Raw genomic sequence first — 16,267 nt, forward strand, 5'->3', positions numbered from 1 at the left:
AAAAAAACGAAAAAATATCTAAAAAAGGGTTTGGAATATTAATTAAAGGTTTTATATTTGCACCCTCATTACGAGAAACACCAAAGACTTGGTAGCTCAGTTGGTAGAGCATCTCCCTTTTAAGGAGAGGGTCCTGGGTTCGAGCCCCAGCCAAGTCACAAAAAAAGTTAAGCAAATTGCTTAACTTTTTTTATTTTTGAACACTTTCAAGCGCACGTGGCGGAATTGGTAGACGCGTTAGGTTGAGGGCCTAATGACCGCTTAGGTCGTGGAAGTTCGAGTCTTCTCGTGCGCACCAAATAGACTTTATAAAACTTTATAAAGTCTATTTTTATTTTACAGCCCTCCCATTTTACAGCCTTCCAAATGCCTACGCTATTTTCAAAAGCATTTAATATTCAGCTTTTTACCCCTATATTTAAATAGCGATAACCACCAAAACACGACTATTATGCATCATGTTATCTTACCAAAAAAGACATATTATATTATTTTGTTTGTTCTTATTGCTCTATTTAGCTGCAATACCAATAAAAAAGAAAGTAAGTCAAATGGCGATACAGCTCCTGTTAAAGAAAAAGAAGCGATTGTTGAAGTAACAACCCATGTTATGGATTTTCAAATGCCATCGCAGCTTAAATCGGGTTGGACAACCTTTAAATACCATAACAAGTCTGAAGAAACCCACTTTTTTATCTTCGAAAAAATGCCCGAAGGCATTACCCTAGAAAATTACAACAACGAGTTAGTCCCGCCTTTTAAAGCCGCTTTTTCGCATTTAATAAATAATGAAGTTGAAAAGGCCATGAAAGAACTAAAAAAGACTCCCGCCTGGTGGAGCGACGTAAAAATGAGTGGTGGCGTTGGTTTACTATCTCCAAAAAGTTCGGCCCAAACAACTATTTACTTGCAGCCGGGCACCTATGTGATAGAATGCTATGTTAGAATGCCAGACGGAATGCCACATACCTTTCACGGAATGCTAAAAGAAATTACAGTAACCGCTGATAAGAATACAAATCCAGAACTTTTAGCCGATTACAAGATTGCTATTTCTAGCGAAACCGGGATTAGCTCCCCAGATTCTATTAAAACAGGGCAACACCGATTTGCAGTACATTATAAAGACCAAAAACAATACGAAACCATGTTAGGCCATGATGTTAATTTGGTAAAATTAGACCACCTTTCGCTTTTAGATACCTTAAGCCATTGGGTGAATACCACAAACATTAAAGCATTTAGATCTCCAGCACCTAAAGGCTTAACCTTTTTAGGAGGTGTAGAAGATATGGAAGCTGGCGAAACCGGTTATTTTATGTCTGAACTCGACAAGGGCAACTATGTGTTAATCTCAGAAATCCCCAAGGCCATAGAAAGAAACATGTTTAAAGTATTTAAGGTCTATTAAGGCAGCTTTATTTTAAGCCATTGAATTAGCAGGCTACATTTTGGTCTCAACCAAAGTAGTTATTATCTGCTTTATCGCCTTACTGTTCCAATTGGCCGCTCCGGTTTTATCCAGCACAATCGTTCCAGATTTATCAACAATAAATGTTCTGGGTATGGTGTTCACATCAAATGCTTCGGGATATGCTGTAACCGGTCTAAACACTTCAAATTGGTAGCCGTTTTTTTTCTTAAACCGCTGTGTTTTTTGTGGGGCATCGTTTGTCACATAAAGCAACACAACATCCTTATGGTCTTTATACTCTAAATAAAGGTTGTCTAAACTTGGCATTTCGGCAATGCAGGGCGGGCACCAAGTAGCCCAAAAATTAATGACTACAACTTTCCCTTTAGCTGCTTCAAAATTAAAACCCTTCCCGTTTTCGTCTATCAAACTCCAGTTATAGTCCGAAAGCTGCTTTTGCTCATCCTTATCAAGGGTTGAAGGCGTGCTAATGGCAGACAATCCCTTATGAAGCATTATCTGGATGGGTTGCCTGGTTTGCGGTATAATCAATAGCGCAATTACAACAACATAGACAATATTTGAAGGTTTTAAGAATTTCGATTTCATTAATTCAGTTATTTAAATAAGGTTGTTTTAGAAGTCGAAAATCCTCCAACTCCTTACAAAAAAAAGCCCCGAAGAAAACTTCGAGGCCAATTTTTATGGTTTTTAAAACCAATTACGCATTTTGAGCAGCAATAAGATTTAATGCAGAACCCGCATTAAACCACTCTATTTGTGCATTGTTATATGTGTGGTTTACTTGTATTGTGTCTTTGCTACCATCGGCATGCACCAATTCTATGGTTAATGGTTTTTCTGGTGCAAATGCATTCAAATCCAAAAAGTTAAAGGTATCGTCCTCCTGAATTAAGTCGTAATCATTTTCATTGGCAAATGTTAAGGCCAGCATCCCTTGTTTTTTAAGGTTGGTTTCATGAATACGGGCAAACGACTTCACGATAACTGCAGCAACGCCCAAATGTCTAGGCTCCATTGCGGCATGCTCTCTAGAAGACCCTTCACCGTAGTTATGATCTCCTACCACAACCGTTTTTATGCCTTTAGCTTTGTATTCGCGTTGGGTATCTGGAACACCAGCGTATTCGCCTGTTAATTGGCTTTTAACAAAGTTTGTTTTTTGGTTGTAGGCATTTACCGCTCCAATTAAGCAGTTGTTAGAAATGTTATCTAAATGCCCACGGAAACGCAACCAAGGCCCTGCCATAGAAATGTGGTCTGTAGTACATTTTCCAAAGGCCTTAATTAACAATTTGGCTCCTGTTATGTCGTTGCCAATAGGTTTAAATGGCGTTAAAAGCTCTAGGCGCTCAGAGTTTGGATTAACAACAACCTCTACACCACTACCATCGGCAACTGGCTGTACATAGCCATTTTCCTTTACCTCAAAACCTTTTGGTGGCAATTCCCATCCTGTTGGCTCATCTAACATAACTTCTTCGCCATCTTCATTGATAAGCTTATCTGTTATTGGGTTAAAATCCAATCGGCCGGCAATAGCGATAGCTGCTGTCATTTCTGGAGAAGCTACAAAGGCGTGGGTATTAGGGTTACCATCGGCACGTTTGGCGAAATTACGGTTAAACGAGTGTACAATACTGTTTTTAGGCGCATTTTTAGGATCTTCGTAACGTGCCCATTGCCCAATACACGGACCACAAGCATTAGTAAAGATTTTTGCATCTAATTTCTCGAACACTTCTAAAATACCATCACGATCGGCAGTATAGCGCACTTGTTCCGAACCTGGGTTAATTCCAAATTCGGCTTTGGTTTTTAATTTTTTATCTAAGGCTTGTTGCGCGATAGATGAGGCTCTAGATAAATCTTCGTAAGACGAGTTGGTACAAGATCCTATTAAGCCCCACTCTACTGCCAATGGCCAATCGTTAGCCTTAGCTTTATCTGTCATGGTTCCAACCTCGGTTGCTAAATCTGGCGTAAAAGGGCCGTTTAAGTGTGGCATTAAGGTTGAAAGGTCTATTTCGATAACCTGATCGAAATATTGCTCTGGATTGTCGTACACTTCGGCATCTGCCGTTAAGTAGTCTTTAACGTTATTTGCTGCATCGGCTACATCTTCTCTGTCTGTAGCACGCAGGTAGCGCTCCATAGACTCATCGTATCCAAACGTAGACGTGGTTGCCCCAATTTCTGCTCCCATATTACAGATGGTTCCTTTACCGGTGCAAGAAAGCGACTTGGCTCCCGGGCCAAAATATTCTACAATAGCGCCTGTACCTCCCTTAACGGTAAGGATTTCGGCAACTTTTAAAATCACATCTTTTGGCGCTGTCCAACCAGATATTTTTCCGGTTAACTTAACACCAATTAATTTAGGGAATTTAAGCTCCCAAGCCATGCCTGCCATAACATCTACAGCATCGGCACCGCCTACACCTATGGCAACCATACCTAAACCACCGGCGTTTACCGTATGCGAATCGGTTCCGATCATCATACCACCTGGAAAAGCGTAATTTTCTAATACCACTTGGTGGATAATTCCCGCTCCTGGCTCCCAGAAACCTATGCCGTACTTATTTGATACAGATGCTAAAAAGTTAAACACCTCACTACTGGTTTCATTGGCGCGTTTTAAATCGGCCGCTGCTCCTTGTTTGGCTTGGATTAAGTGATCGCAGTGAACCGTGGTAGGAACGGCTACTTTGGGCTTTCCAGCTTGCATAAACTGCAATAGCGCCATTTGTGCCGTAGCATCTTGGCAAGCAATGCGATCTGGTGCAAAGTCTACATAATCTTTGCCACGTACAAATGCTTTACTCGGTGTGCCATCCCAAAGGTGCGAATACAAAATCTTTTCTGAAAGTGTTAATGGCTTACCCACAACCTCACGCGCTTTGTCTACACGTTCGGCCATATTGGCGTAAACCTCTTTTATCATGTCAATATCAAATGCCATATCTCTATTTTTGGTTTTTTTAAGTAAGTCTCGCAAAATTACAAATTTTGCTTCGGTTTTAAAAATATGTAACAAAAGTTTAAAATAGATGAAAATAGTTTAACATTACTATATTTTTAGCACCAAAAACAAGGGTTTTGATAAAAAAAAATGCAACAATTTAATAATTCAACAATTAAATGCTATTTAAATTGAATCTGCATTATAATTTTCTTGTCAAAAACCGATTAAATCTTCTATCGAATCTGTTAGATTAGGTAAATGTTTTATCCCTAAATTTTAAAATTGGTTTTTCAAAAAATGTGTAAAGTAATTCAGACAACAATATGGTTATTGCTAAATACAATATTATCAATCCAAACGAAAACAAATTATTAAACACCTCGTCCTGGAAGTAGTTTTGAACATATAAAAGAATCAATGAATAATTTACCAGATATATGGCATAGGATCTAGTGCTTAAATAATAAAAAACACCCCTAATTTTCCCGTAAGGCTTTAGGTGAATACAAAAAGGAAATACTGCAGCACAACACAGCATGACCAATGGCAAATAACCAAACACATAAAACCACAAATGGTTTGTTACTTGAATATTATCCAAATACATCCAGAGATGCACCCCTGAAAACATCAAAAAAGATAAAACAAACAACTCTATTCGCCTTGCTCTAAAAAAAGCAGAAAATCTATTGATAGCATAATATAATAAAAAGCCTATATAGATAGAGTCTAACCTATAAATAACTACTTTTCTAAAGCTTGCACTCCATGCTTTGTAACTTGATATGTTAGGAGCAGAAACATAAAACTCAACCTTTATTAATAGTAATATTAAAATAGTAACAACAACACCCCACAAAAATACCTGTTGGCTTTGTTTTTTTATAAAAACAAATAATAGGTAGACTATAAAAGGGTAGATTAAATACGCATACTCTTCTATAGACAAACTCCAAGCTTCAGTAAAAAAATCAGGATGTGGTGTTGTAAAATTCTGAAGAAAAAGCACATAACGCCAAACAGTATCGGGCAATTTTTGTGTTGTAATACTTACTAATAGTATATTAAATAATAGTATTAAAAAATAATTGGGAAGTGTTCTAAGCCACCGTCGTTTCCAAAACGTAAACAAATCTGGAAAAGTTGTTTTACCATGATTAATCATGTTCAACAAAATACCCCCTATTAAATATCCACTTAATACAAAAAACAAATCTACTCCAACCGCTCCCAAACTTCTGATAAATAAAAATAAAGGATGCGATGTTTCAGCAACTAAAAGATAAGTACAATGGGAAGCAACAACCAATAATATCGCTAAGGCTCTAAGAACATCTAATCCAAAAATTCTATTATTAGAAGCCATAAAAGCGACTTATTTTTAATAACAGCAAACTACACTCACACAGTTTTAACTAACTCTAAAACAAACTTTTTATAATCTGACTGTATGAAATCCCCTCGGCTTCGGCCTTATAATTTTTAATGATTCGGTGTTTTAAAACACTGTTGGCCACAGCCTGAACATTTTCTATATCGGGAGAATATTTACCGTGGATTGCCGCATGGGTTTTTGCCGCTAAAATTAAATTTTGGGAGGCTCTTGGTCCTGCACCCCAATCTATATAGTCTTTTACCAATTGCGTTGCTGTACTAGAATTTGGGCGTGTTTTCCCTACCATGCCAACGGCATACTCTATCACATTATCGGCTACTGGAATTCTCCTAATTAAGCTTTGGATGTCCAGTATGTCTTGGGCAGAAAACAAGGGCCTTACCGTTTGTTCTTGGTCGGCAGTCGTGGCTTTTACCACAGCTACTTCTTCTTCAAACGAAGGATACCCTAAATCTACGGCAAACATAAACCTATCTAATTGGGCTTCGGGCAATGGGTAAGTACCTTCTTGCTCTATAGGGTTTTGGGTGGCCAACACAAAATATGGCTGATCGAGTTTATAGTGGTGACCTGCTACAGTAACGGCGCGTTCCTGCATGGCCTCTAACAGTGCTGCTTGGGTTTTTGGCGGGGTACGGTTTATCTCGTCTGCTAAAATAATATTAGAGAAAACAGGGCCTTTTATAAACTTAAAGTGTCTGTTTTCATCAAGAATCTCACTTCCTAAAATATCGCTGGGCATCAGGTCTGGCGTAAATTGTATACGTTTAAAATCTAGACCCAGTGCTTGGGCTATGGTTTTTACCAAAAGCGTTTTGGCCAATCCTGGTACACCAATTAAAAGCGTATGCCCGCCAGAGAATACCGAAACAAGCACTTGCTCTACAACTTGGTCTTGACCAATAATTATTTTGGCAATCTCTGCCCGTAAAGCCTCGTATTTTTTTAAGAACTCTTCTAACTTCGCTACGTCTGACATATTAGTTTTGCTTTAACCAATTTCCTGAAAAATCGCAATTGCGGTGCTCGCCATTGATTTTTATGTAAGTATCTATAATTTTTTCGTCTTGCCATTTTTCTATGGCCTTAAAACGCTTTTCATTAAGGGCGAGTTCTTTTATTTTTAAGTAGTCTTTAGAGTAATCGGCAACGTGCTCATCAACTCGGTCGGTAACACGCATAATTTTAAACTTAACACGGCCCGTTCTATCGGCTTCGGTAATGACCTTGCTAATGTCTCCTTCTTTCAGCCCTTGTATTTGACCGTATAGTTCTGGATCCATTTTTGTTAGCTCGAATTTGTAATCTTGAGTTTCTGGGTTGATTAAAAACCCGCCTTCGCTACGGGTTTCCTTTTCGTCGCTGCGCTCTCTTGCGGCATCTTCAAAAGAAATATCGCCAGCTTCAATAAGAGCTTTAATTTCGTTGATGCCATCTTGTGCTTGCTTTATAGCAGACTGAGACACTTCTGGAATTAACAGGATGTGCCTAACATCGTATTCCTGACCTCTAATTTTTTCTAAATAAACAATATGAAACCCGAAATCGGTCTCGAACGGTTCAGAAATTTCTCCTTCCTGCAACGAGAAGGCCGCTTCTCTAAACTCCTTTACCATTCGCGGTTCTTTACGGTTTAATGTGTAGAGTCCGCCATTGGGCACAGAAGCTTTATCGTCTGTATAAAGCACCACCTTAGACCTAAAGCTTGCCCCATTATCCTGTACATCGGCCTTAAACTGTTTTAATTGGTTAATGGCTTTTTGTTTGCTTTCTTCTGAAACTTCTGGCTCGATAACAATTTGCGACACCTTAAGTTCGGTACCAAAAGTGGGCCTGTCGTCCTCTGGGATTTTGTTAAAAAACTCTCTTACCTCTTCTGGCGTTACTTCAATTTCTTCTACAATTTTCTTTTGCATTTCGCTGGCCAATTTCTGCGACATATTAATCTCGAACATTTCGTCGCGCAGTTCTTTTTCGCTGCTTCTATCGTAAAAGGCCACAAGATCTTTCATCGATTTTCCAGACTGGGCCATCATTTGTTGTAGTTGGTAATCGACACTCGATCTTATTTCGGCATCGGCAACCTCTATACTGTCTTGTATGGCGTGATGTGCGTACAGTTTGTCTTCTAACATTTTACCAAAAATCTGGCATTTGGTAACGCCTTGTAAAGATGCGCCACTGGCTTTTAGCTCGAGCATGGTTTTATCGATATCAGAATCGAGGATAATATAATCGCCTACCACAGCTGCCACACCATCTATCTTTCTCGACTGAAATGGCTTAACAGTGTCTATTGTTTTTACGGCCGTTGTTTGTAAGCTATCGGTTAAAACAACATGGTTTACTGGGACTGTTGTTTGTGTGCTATCGGCCTTAATTTCCTGTGCTGAAGAAAAAGCGGTAGCCATACATGATAAAAGGGTAAGCGCGAGTGCTTTGTGATTAGTTGTATATTTCAAAGCTTTTATTTTTTGTTGCATCTTTAGTGATATCTTTTTCCAACTCTTTAATGAGTTCTAATTTTCTTTTGTTAATAACGATTTTATCAATGGTAGGCCTAACATATTCTATGGGGGCAGTACTGTTTCGAAGCAAAACATCGTTAATATAAATCAAATATAAACCTAATGAATCTTTAAGTTGTATAAAATTTGTTTTTTTTAACAATTGGCTTCTGTTTTCGGCCGTTATGGGGGGTATCTTATCGACAACCTGATCGACTTTAACCCAAACCGAATCGTTTAAGGAATAGGATTTAAACTGAATGGCAATCGAATCTAGCTCCCGCTTGTCATCGGCTTCAAAACGCTTGAATTTCTTTTCAATCTCGTCGACACTTAGGGCGTTTTCCTCTATGTTTATGTATCTAAGTTTTATTAAATCTTCATTAAGTTTAAACACCGATTCATGCGCTTTATAATACGCTTCGGCCTCTACCCGAGACACCGATGTGTCTATGTTTTTGGCGACCAAAGCTTCTAAATAAGCATTGGCATACAGTTCATTCTTGTACTTTTCTACTAAGGTTTCGAAATTAAGCAATTGCGTTTCTGGCAAATTGCGCTTTGCCCCATCAACCAACAGCTGCTGCGTGGCCCAACGGTTAATATAGTTGTTAACCAAAGCCGTGCTGTCTTCTTTAGAAAGCCCTTCCGACACCAGTTTTTCTATATCGTTTTGATAGAGGTAAACTTCGTTTACTTTTGCCACAGGAACCCTATCGTCTGTTTCCTTGAAAAAATGGCATGAAAACAGCGTTAAAAAAACGCTTGGTATTATAATTCTTGAAAAACGCAATTACTTGTTTATTTGTGATTTTATTTGGTTAAGAACAGCTTGATCTATAGTTACAGCATATTTTTTGTGAAGCTTTTCTATGAACTTTTGCTCTTTATAATTCTGAAAATCGGTAAGAACCATTCCTCTAACATCTGCTAACGCCTTAGTGGTTTTAGGAAAAACCTCTTTTACGTTTACCACCAAAAACGTGTCGTCCTTTTGGTAGATGTTTGAAATGCCCTTTTCTAACGTTAACGCTTCTGGTAAAGCTTGGTGGCCTACTTCCAGAATGCCCGAAGTAAACATAATATTTACCTGATCGTTTTTGTTTAGCGCCTCTTTTATTGTATCTGTTGTTTCGCCTTTACGCAGCATTTTAGCCGCTTTTTTAACAATCTGTTTGTTTGGCGACGAGGCAACATCTGCATTCACCCTAGTGTTCCAATAATAAGCCGCTTTATGGTCTTGATAAAATTTCTCCAAGCCCAAACTATCTTCTTTAGCGGCCTGCCAAATGGTTGTTTCCATCAAATCGAAAAGCAACAGACCATCTCTATATTCTTCTATAATATGGGCATATTCTTCGTTTACATCTTCTAAATTGGCCTCTCTATACTGCATTAGGTGGCTGCCTAAAAACGCCTCGTAATTTTGCGTTACAAGCGTTGCCAATGGTTTTTCTGGCGTTGGCCTTCTTTGGGTTCTTACCAAATACTCGCCAAAATCTGAATAGGTTAGTTGCAAGTCGCCAATTTTAACCAATGGTTTTTCTGAAGGAAAATCTTTTGGCAACTGCCACATGCCTTTAAAATACGACGTGTTTAAAATGGTTGTAAAATAGGTTAATGCAGCGGTATTATCTTCTATGTTATATTCCTGTTTTAATTTTGCTATTAAGGCTTCATTTATTAGGTTGGATCTGGAGTCGCGCTTTACTTTTGCCTCAAGTTCTGGCTGTAGCACTTCAAAAGGTTTAATGGGTGTTTTTTTGTAAAGCTTAACAATGTGCCATCCAAATTCTGTTTCAAACGGTTTTGACAAATCGCCTTGTTCTTGAAGCCCAAAAGCGACATCCTCAAATTTAGAAGAGCTTAGTTGCCCACTTTCAAAAGGTGGTAGTTTTCCGCCTTGGGTAGCAGAGCCTTTATCTTCTGAAAACTGCTTGGCCAAGGTTTCGAAATCTTCGCCTTGCTGCAGTTTTTGATAAATATCGTTAATTCTGTTTTCTACGTCGGCATTGGTGGATTTATCGGTGCTCTTATTAGCCACCATAATGTGTGCAACGGTTCGTTCGCCACGGGATTTTCTTTTATCGTAAACCTTAACAATATGATAGCCAAATCTGGTTTTAAATGGCATGGAGATCTCTCCTACTGGGGTATTGTATGCGGCATTTTCAAACTTGTAAACCATTTTAAAGCCCGAAAAATATCCTAGATCTTCGGCAAATACTGTTTGCCCATCGTGCACATCGTTCTTAACCTTATCAAAGCCTTCTGCTTGCACCCTTTCCCTTAACTTAACCAACCTGTTATAAACGTTTAAAGTATCTTCTGGGCTGGCGTCTTGGTTTAACCTTATTAAAATATGGCTAGCCTTAACTTCGTTGGCCATTCTTTGGTAAGCCTCCTCTATTAATTGGTTGGTAACCTTGCTGTCTGACATATAATTTTTCGCCAATTGTTTTTTGTACCCCTCCAACTCTTTTTTGTAAGCCGCCTTCTGGTTTAAACCTAAAGCTTCTGCTTCCTTGAGTTTTAGCTTATAGTTTACAAAAAGCTGCAAATAGGCTTCAACATCTTTTTGCGATTCGTCTTGTACCAAATCCAAGTTCTTGTTAAAAACCCTTACAAACTCTTTGGCATAAACCGGCGTTCCTTCAACGGTAAACAAAATCTCATCTTCTAAATCTTGGGCTTGCACCATTACTGATGTGGCCAAAAACAATACTAGAATATATAAACGGTGCATAGTGCTCTATTTAATCGCGTTCCTGCAAAAATAAAACAATTCGTGTATTAAGCAATGCCTTTAACATACCAGAAGAACACAATATTAAATGTGTTGCCTAACGCTAAGGAATCCCCTTTAGTTTAACTTAAACAGGTCTTGTTAAAACGGTTCCCATTTTTTTTTATTACATTTATTAAATTTCAACTCCTATGACATACGACACCGAGATTATAGTAGCCTTGCCCCTTGAAGACTTCTTTAAAAAACTTGACGACCCTGCTAACATGAAGCACTGGCAAAAAGGCCTGCAGTCGTATGAATTAATTTACGGCAGTCCGGGAGCCATAGGCTCTAAAACTAAGCTTAGCTATAAAATAGGCAAACGGGAAATGGTTCTTATAGAGACCATAACTGCCAAAAACGCTCCGCATGAGTTTCATGCTACTTACGATACTAAAGGTATGCATAATGTTCAGGAAAATTATTTTGAAGAAACTGCAGACGGCCATACAAAATGGGTGTCGAAAAACGAATTTATTCCCACCAAGCTTTTCTATCGGCTTATGACTTTACTTCTACCAGGCGCTTTTAAAAAGCAGTCCAAAAGTTATATGATGGCTTTTAAGCAGTTTGCAGAGCACGGCACCTCTGTTGCAACTCCTTAAAACGAACCGCAATCTAGCTTACGCATTCTTGTTTTTTGCTTCTATCCACTTGGCCTTAAACTTTGTGCTTTGGTGGTAATGGTGCCTAAGCATATTCCCCATAAAATTCTGTTGCCTGTGCTGTTTTAAGGTTTGTTGGAGTTGGGTTAAATGCATAAAAAAAGCCTCTGTAAAAATGGGACTAAAAAAGCGTTCCTTTAAAACCAAAACGCCGTTTTCACTAAAACGTTTCCAATGTGCTTCCTGGGTATATAATTCAACCGCTTTTTGCACAAAATCTGTATTGTTATCGCATATAAACCCATTGGGCTGGTAGTTGCCAAACATGCCTTCGGCAGCTATAGGCGACATGACACAGGGCGTACCGTTACGCATCGCATCGATAAGTTTTCCTTTTAAACCTGCCCCAAAGGGCAACGGAGCTAGACACACCTTATGTGCTGCCATGGTACTATGAATATCGTCTACAAAACCCTTAATTAAGAAGCCCTGTTTTTCGTTGTGCAACTGGGTGACCTTTTGCGAGGCATGCGCACCATAAACATGCAGTTCTGCTTTGGGTAAACGCTGCTTAATTTGTGGCCAGATAGTTGTTTTTAGCTTTAAAACGGCTTGGTAATTTGGTTCGTGAAGAAATGTCCCTACCGTAATAAAATGGTTGCGGTTGCCATACTTGGGCATCCCTGAAAAATAACTCTCTGGCATAGGCTCTAAAAGAAAAGGCAAATAGTACAACAGTTGCGCATCGATTTTAAACTTTTCTTGCAACAGCAAAACCTCTGTTTCAGAAATAATTAAGCTTAGGTCGCACCTTAATATACTGGCTACCTCTCGTATTGCCGTTTCGTTAAAGAGATACTCATTGGTAAACTTGGCTTCATCCTTAAAAGCCTGTTGCCTGCCTTTTCTCAAAAAGTGTAAATCTTCGGTATCTAAAATTAATAATGCTTCTGGGCATCTTTGTGAGACACGCCAGCCAAATTGCTCTTCGGTTAAAAACCGATCAAAAAGCACCACGTCGGGTTTTAATCGGTCTATAAAATCGTCGAAGCTCGGGTGGTTTAAGGCAATAGGTTGTTCTGCCACTCCTAGCGCTTTTAAGTCTTCGGACCTTTCGGTTTTGTTTGCAGTTGTTGCAAAAGTAATTTGGTAGCCTTTGGAAAGGAATATGTTTATAAGCTGCAACATTCTGCTTCCTGCCGCCGAACTTTTAGGCTCTGGCCAAACAACGCCTATTACAAGTAGGTTTTTTTGCACTTATTCTGGTCTTGGCGCCAATGAAATCTTAAAGCGTGCTTTTTCCACCCAACTTACCACTGCCTGTATTTGGGCGTCGGTTAACTTGGCCTTACTATGCGCCCAAGTATAAGATTCTAAAGGCATTTCCCGTTTTTCTACCAACTCTGCAACCTCCTCTAGCTTGTGGTCTTTTTTCTTTGCGGAATACCCTTCCCATTTAGAAAAATTCAACTCTTCCTTACCGTGTTCTACATGATCGTGCAACCAATAATTAACCGGGGTAATGTTGCTATACCATGGGTATCGGGTGTGGTTGCTGTGGCAATCAAAACACGTTTCATTTAAAATAAGCTTAATGTCCTCGGGCGGATTAGTATCGGCAAAAAACGTCTCGACAGAGGTTAAATCGCCTTCATTTTTTTCTGGCCCAAAAAATTGGGCAACAACAAAACCAACCAAAAGGAGCAACCCTATTTTTTTTAGTATGTTTTTCATTTTAATTACTTTTATTCTATAAAAGTAGAAAAATCTATTGACAACCGAGGCCCTTTATAAAGAATTAAGTTACGTTACCCACTCGCGGGAAAACAGGTTAAAATACGCCCAAATGCTTCTTGAGAATCCCCTTATAATTCCAAAGGCCTTGGATATTTTATTTATGGTAAACGACAAAACCTCTTGTAGGGCTGCTTGGGTTTTAGAGTTTATGTGCCATGACAAGCTTACCGCCCTGGTGCCCTATCTGGATTATTTTACAGCACACATAAAAACGGTTCATCTAGATCCTGCCGTTAGGCCTGTTGCCAAAATTTGCGAATACCTCGCTAAGGCTTTTTACGCCAAAAACAACGCCCTTATTAAAGCGCAACTTACCACAGAACACCAAGAGCGACTTATAGAAGTTTGTTTTGATTACTTGATTAGCGACCAAAAAATAGCCCCCAAAGCCTACGCCATGAATGCCCTATATTTATTTGGGCAGGATTACCCATGGATTCATCCAGAATTAAAGTCTATATTGGAACGCGACTACCAAATGCAAAGCAGTGGGTTTAAGGCGCGCGCCAAGCATATTCTAAAAAAAATAAAACAGGAAAAATCTTAAAAAACCAAGATGCATCGCTTCTGTCTTCATTTCAAAACCGTTATCTTTGCAACTTCTAAAAAAACCAACACAACATGACCCTATCCGCATTAAATGCTATTTCGCCTATTGATGGCAGATACCGTAATAAGGCCGAAACGCTTGCTGCTTATTTTTCTGAAGAAGCACTTATAAAATACCGCGTTTTGGTAGAGATTGAATATTTTATTGCGTTATGTGAAATTCCACTGCCGCAATTAGCCCATTTTAATACCAACCTCTTTGACCAACTAAGGGACATATACAAGACCTTTAGTGCTGAAGATGCGCTACAAATAAAGACCATTGAAAGTGTCACTAACCACGATGTTAAAGCGGTTGAATACTTCATCAAGGAAAAGTTTGATGCCTTAAACATTTCGGAATACAAAGAGTTTATTCACTTTGGGCTAACCTCACAAGATATAAACAATACGGCTATTCCTTTAAGCATTAAAGAGGCCATGAACAACGTTTACGTTCCCGAGTATTTTAAAACGCTGAACACGCTAAAAGAGCTTACCCAAGAATGGGCTAACGTTCCAATGTTGGCAAGAACCCACGGGCAACCGGCATCGCCAACAAGATTAGGAAAGGAAATTGATGTTTTTGTAACACGCCTGGAAGAGCAATTTAACCTACTAAACGACATTCCTAGTGCGGCCAAGTTTGGTGGGGCAACCGGTAATTACAATGCGCATAAAGTCGCTTACCCAGATATTGATTGGAAAGCCTTTGGCACCAAGTTTGTTCAAGAAAAGTTAGGACTTCACCACTCTTTCCCTACCACACAAATTGAACACTACGACCACATGGCCGCTTTGTTTGATGGTTTAAAGCGTATTAATACCATTCTAATTGATTTAGACCGCGACATTTGGACCTATGTAGCCATGGATTATTTTAAGCAGAAGATTAAAAAAGGGGAAGTTGGTAGTAGTGCCATGCCACATAAGGTAAACCCTATTGACTTTGAAAACTCTGAAGGTAACCTAGGCATTGCCAATGCTATTTTTGAGCATTTGGCGGCAAAACTTCCTATTTCTAGGCTTCAAAGAGATTTAACAGACAGTACCGTTTTACGTAACGTTGGGGTGCCGTTTGCGCATACCATTATTGGCTTAAAGAGCACTTTAAAAGGGTTAAACAAACTCTTGTTAAACAAAGCCAAATTTGCCGAGGATCTAGAAAATAACTGGGCTGTAGTTGCAGAGGCCATTCAAACCATATTGCGCCGAGAGGGCTACCCTAACCCATACGAAGCCCTAAAAGGCTTAACTAGAACCAACGAAAAAATTACTCAGGATTCCATTTCAAAATTTATTGATACCTTAGAGGTTTCAGAAGCTATTAAAAGCGAATTAAAAGCAATAACCCCAAGTAATTATACTGGACTATAAACCAACTATGCTAACCGACAAACAATCTATTATACTTTGCGCCGTAGTGGTACTTGGGTTTTCTGTTTGTGGTATTTTAGGGGTATTGGATAATTATGCCGTTAGCGTTACTTTGCTGCTTCTTTTTTTGGTTGTGGTAGTTAATCTGGTTTTTAATAAAACCCCTCCCGATAAAGAGATAAAAAAAGAGCGTTCTAAATAAAAAAAGGCTTGCGTTCGCAAGCCTTTTTTTATTACAAGATTGTTAATTAAGATTACTCGCCAACAAAAAAATTTGTGAGACCTTTTAGCTGGTCTTCGTCTATATCTGCATTTTTTAAGGCTTCGGTTAATGCCATTATTTTGGCGGGCGACATATCATCTCCCAACACTCTTACAATGCCAAATCCCATATCTTTAGAGTTTCCAAAAACAATAAACTCGTCTACTTTTTCATCGTCGCCCAAGTATTTAACAACAACTTTCCCTCCATGGCTATTAAACTCCATAAGATCGTTATAATTAGAACCGTTTAAAATGTTTTTCACCTTGGAAACCTCAGCATTAAAGTCTGCTAAATTACTGGTGTCCTTAATTTTATAGCCCAGAAAATTTAAACGTTTTATAGACTGGTAGGCATCCTTTTGGTCGTCTGTTAATAAGGTTTCTTCTAACGAAACGATAGATGTTGGCAAATCGGCCGATGTAAAATTTGGAGTTTCTTGACGGTCTACAAAATAGGTTTGCAACGTTTCCTGGTTATTACAGCTTACCAGCATAAGACATGCCAGTAAGCCATAAAGGTGTTTTTTGATTGATTGTTTCAT

Annotated in this window: 15 protein-coding genes and 2 tRNA genes; 7 read left to right on the top strand and 10 right to left on the bottom strand. The window is 38.9% G+C overall.

The window, feature by feature from the left end; translation table 11 throughout:
• Positions 1-85 precede the first annotated feature (85 nt).
• From IA57_RS00770 to IA57_RS00780, 3 genes are all read left to right on the top strand, one after another.
• A tRNA-Lys gene (locus IA57_RS00770) sits at positions 86-158 on the top strand.
• Between the two features lie 52 nt (positions 159-210).
• Positions 211-298 (top strand) — tRNA-Leu (locus IA57_RS00775).
• Positions 299-451: 153 nt separating this feature from the next.
• Entirely contained in the window at positions 452-1,411 is a 960-nt protein-coding gene (locus tag IA57_RS00780) for a hypothetical protein (RefSeq protein ID WP_036117952.1), read from the top strand.
• 33 nt (positions 1,412-1,444) lie between these two features.
• Here IA57_RS00780 and IA57_RS00785 read toward each other — a convergent pair whose 3' ends face one another.
• The 7 genes from IA57_RS00785 to IA57_RS00815 form a co-directional block, all read right to left on the bottom strand.
• Positions 1,445-2,023, bottom strand: coding sequence for a TlpA family protein disulfide reductase (locus tag IA57_RS00785; RefSeq protein ID WP_036117954.1), 579 nt, complete (start codon positions 2,021-2,023; stop codon positions 1,445-1,447).
• A 112-nt stretch (positions 2,024-2,135) separates the two neighbouring features.
• A complete protein-coding gene (locus tag IA57_RS00790; protein ID WP_036118681.1) occupies positions 2,136-4,400 on the bottom strand; it encodes an aconitate hydratase in 2,265 nt (754 codons plus the stop codon).
• A gap of 253 nt (positions 4,401-4,653) precedes the next feature.
• Positions 4,654-5,769, bottom strand: coding sequence for an acyltransferase family protein (locus IA57_RS12285; protein WP_051880937.1), 1,116 nt, complete (start codon positions 5,767-5,769; stop codon positions 4,654-4,656).
• A 55-nt stretch (positions 5,770-5,824) separates the two neighbouring features.
• Positions 5,825-6,778, bottom strand: coding sequence for an AAA family ATPase (locus IA57_RS00800; protein WP_036117957.1), 954 nt, complete (start codon positions 6,776-6,778; stop codon positions 5,825-5,827).
• Position 6,779: 1 nt separating this feature from the next.
• The gene (locus IA57_RS00805; protein ID WP_036117960.1) at positions 6,780-8,282 is read right to left on the bottom strand and encodes a peptidylprolyl isomerase; all 1,503 of its coding nucleotides are present in this window, start codon (positions 8,280-8,282) and stop codon (positions 6,780-6,782) included.
• Positions 8,245-9,012 (bottom strand): peptidyl-prolyl cis-trans isomerase, encoded by a 768-nt coding sequence (locus tag IA57_RS00810; RefSeq protein WP_308418506.1) that lies wholly within the window; start codon positions 9,010-9,012, stop codon positions 8,245-8,247. The genes IA57_RS00805 and IA57_RS00810 overlap by 38 nt, the downstream gene beginning before the upstream one ends.
• A gap of 87 nt (positions 9,013-9,099) precedes the next feature.
• Entirely contained in the window at positions 9,100-11,052 is a 1,953-nt protein-coding gene (locus IA57_RS00815) for a peptidylprolyl isomerase (RefSeq protein WP_036117966.1), read from the bottom strand.
• 191 nt (positions 11,053-11,243) lie between these two features.
• Between IA57_RS00815 and IA57_RS00820 the strand changes: the two genes are divergently transcribed.
• A complete protein-coding gene (locus tag IA57_RS00820; protein WP_036117969.1) occupies positions 11,244-11,699 on the top strand; it encodes an SRPBCC family protein in 456 nt (151 codons plus the stop codon).
• 18 nt (positions 11,700-11,717) lie between these two features.
• On the opposite strand, the gene IA57_RS00825 is transcribed toward IA57_RS00820, so the two are convergent.
• Both IA57_RS00825 and IA57_RS00830 read right to left on the bottom strand, forming a co-directional pair.
• A complete protein-coding gene (locus IA57_RS00825; protein WP_036117972.1) occupies positions 11,718-12,956 on the bottom strand; it encodes a glycosyltransferase family 4 protein in 1,239 nt (412 codons plus the stop codon).
• On the bottom strand, positions 12,957-13,433 hold the full coding sequence (locus tag IA57_RS00830; RefSeq protein ID WP_036117974.1) for a heme-binding domain-containing protein: 477 nt from the start codon (positions 13,431-13,433) through the stop codon (positions 12,957-12,959).
• Between the two features lie 37 nt (positions 13,434-13,470).
• Between IA57_RS00830 and IA57_RS00835 the strand changes: the two genes are divergently transcribed.
• The 3 genes from IA57_RS00835 (at position 13,471) to IA57_RS00845 (ending at position 15,663) form a co-directional block, all read left to right on the top strand.
• The gene (locus tag IA57_RS00835; protein WP_036117976.1) at positions 13,471-14,043 is read left to right on the top strand and encodes a hypothetical protein; all 573 of its coding nucleotides are present in this window, start codon (positions 13,471-13,473) and stop codon (positions 14,041-14,043) included.
• A gap of 74 nt (positions 14,044-14,117) precedes the next feature.
• On the top strand, positions 14,118-15,461 hold the full coding sequence (gene purB / locus IA57_RS00840) for an adenylosuccinate lyase (protein WP_036117977.1): 1,344 nt from the start codon (positions 14,118-14,120) through the stop codon (positions 15,459-15,461).
• Between the two features lie 7 nt (positions 15,462-15,468).
• Positions 15,469-15,663, top strand: coding sequence for a hypothetical protein (locus IA57_RS00845; RefSeq protein ID WP_036117978.1), 195 nt, complete (start codon positions 15,469-15,471; stop codon positions 15,661-15,663).
• Positions 15,664-15,715: 52 nt separating this feature from the next.
• On the opposite strand, the gene IA57_RS00850 is transcribed toward IA57_RS00845, so the two are convergent.
• Positions 15,716-16,267: a DUF4252 domain-containing protein gene (locus tag IA57_RS00850; RefSeq protein WP_036117980.1), complete on the bottom strand. Its 552-nt coding sequence runs from the start codon at positions 16,265-16,267 to the stop codon at positions 15,716-15,718.

The organism is Mangrovimonas yunxiaonensis (assembly GCF_000733475.1).
GTDB classification, from domain to species: Bacteria; Bacteroidota; Bacteroidia; order Flavobacteriales; family Flavobacteriaceae; genus Mangrovimonas; species Mangrovimonas yunxiaonensis.

Excerpts from the sequence above, each read along its gene's own strand:
- IA57_RS00850 (WP_036117980.1), bottom strand. The coding sequence starts at position 16,267 with ATGAAACAATCAATCAAAAAACACCTTTATGGCTTACTGGCATGTCTT.
- IA57_RS00845 (WP_036117978.1), top strand. The coding sequence starts at position 15,469 with ATGCTAACCGACAAACAATCTATTATACTTTGCGCCGTAGTGGTACTT.
- IA57_RS00820 (WP_036117969.1), top strand. The coding sequence starts at position 11,244 with ATGACATACGACACCGAGATTATAGTAGCCTTGCCCCTTGAAGACTTC.
- IA57_RS00815 (WP_036117966.1), bottom strand. The coding sequence starts at position 11,052 with ATGCACCGTTTATATATTCTAGTATTGTTTTTGGCCACATCAGTAATG.
- IA57_RS00790 (WP_036118681.1), bottom strand. The coding sequence starts at position 4,400 with ATGGCATTTGATATTGACATGATAAAAGAGGTTTACGCCAATATGGCC.
- purB (WP_036117977.1), top strand. The coding sequence starts at position 14,118 with ATGACCCTATCCGCATTAAATGCTATTTCGCCTATTGATGGCAGATAC.
- IA57_RS12285 (WP_051880937.1), bottom strand. The coding sequence starts at position 5,769 with ATGGCTTCTAATAATAGAATTTTTGGATTAGATGTTCTTAGAGCCTTA.
- IA57_RS00800 (WP_036117957.1), bottom strand. The coding sequence starts at position 6,778 with ATGTCAGACGTAGCGAAGTTAGAAGAGTTCTTAAAAAAATACGAGGCT.
- IA57_RS00805 (WP_036117960.1), bottom strand. The coding sequence starts at position 8,282 with ATGCAACAAAAAATAAAAGCTTTGAAATATACAACTAATCACAAAGCA.
- IA57_RS00785 (WP_036117954.1), bottom strand. The coding sequence starts at position 2,023 with ATGAAATCGAAATTCTTAAAACCTTCAAATATTGTCTATGTTGTTGTA.
- IA57_RS00830 (WP_036117974.1), bottom strand. The coding sequence starts at position 13,433 with ATGAAAAACATACTAAAAAAAATAGGGTTGCTCCTTTTGGTTGGTTTT.
- IA57_RS00780 (WP_036117952.1), top strand. The coding sequence starts at position 452 with ATGCATCATGTTATCTTACCAAAAAAGACATATTATATTATTTTGTTT.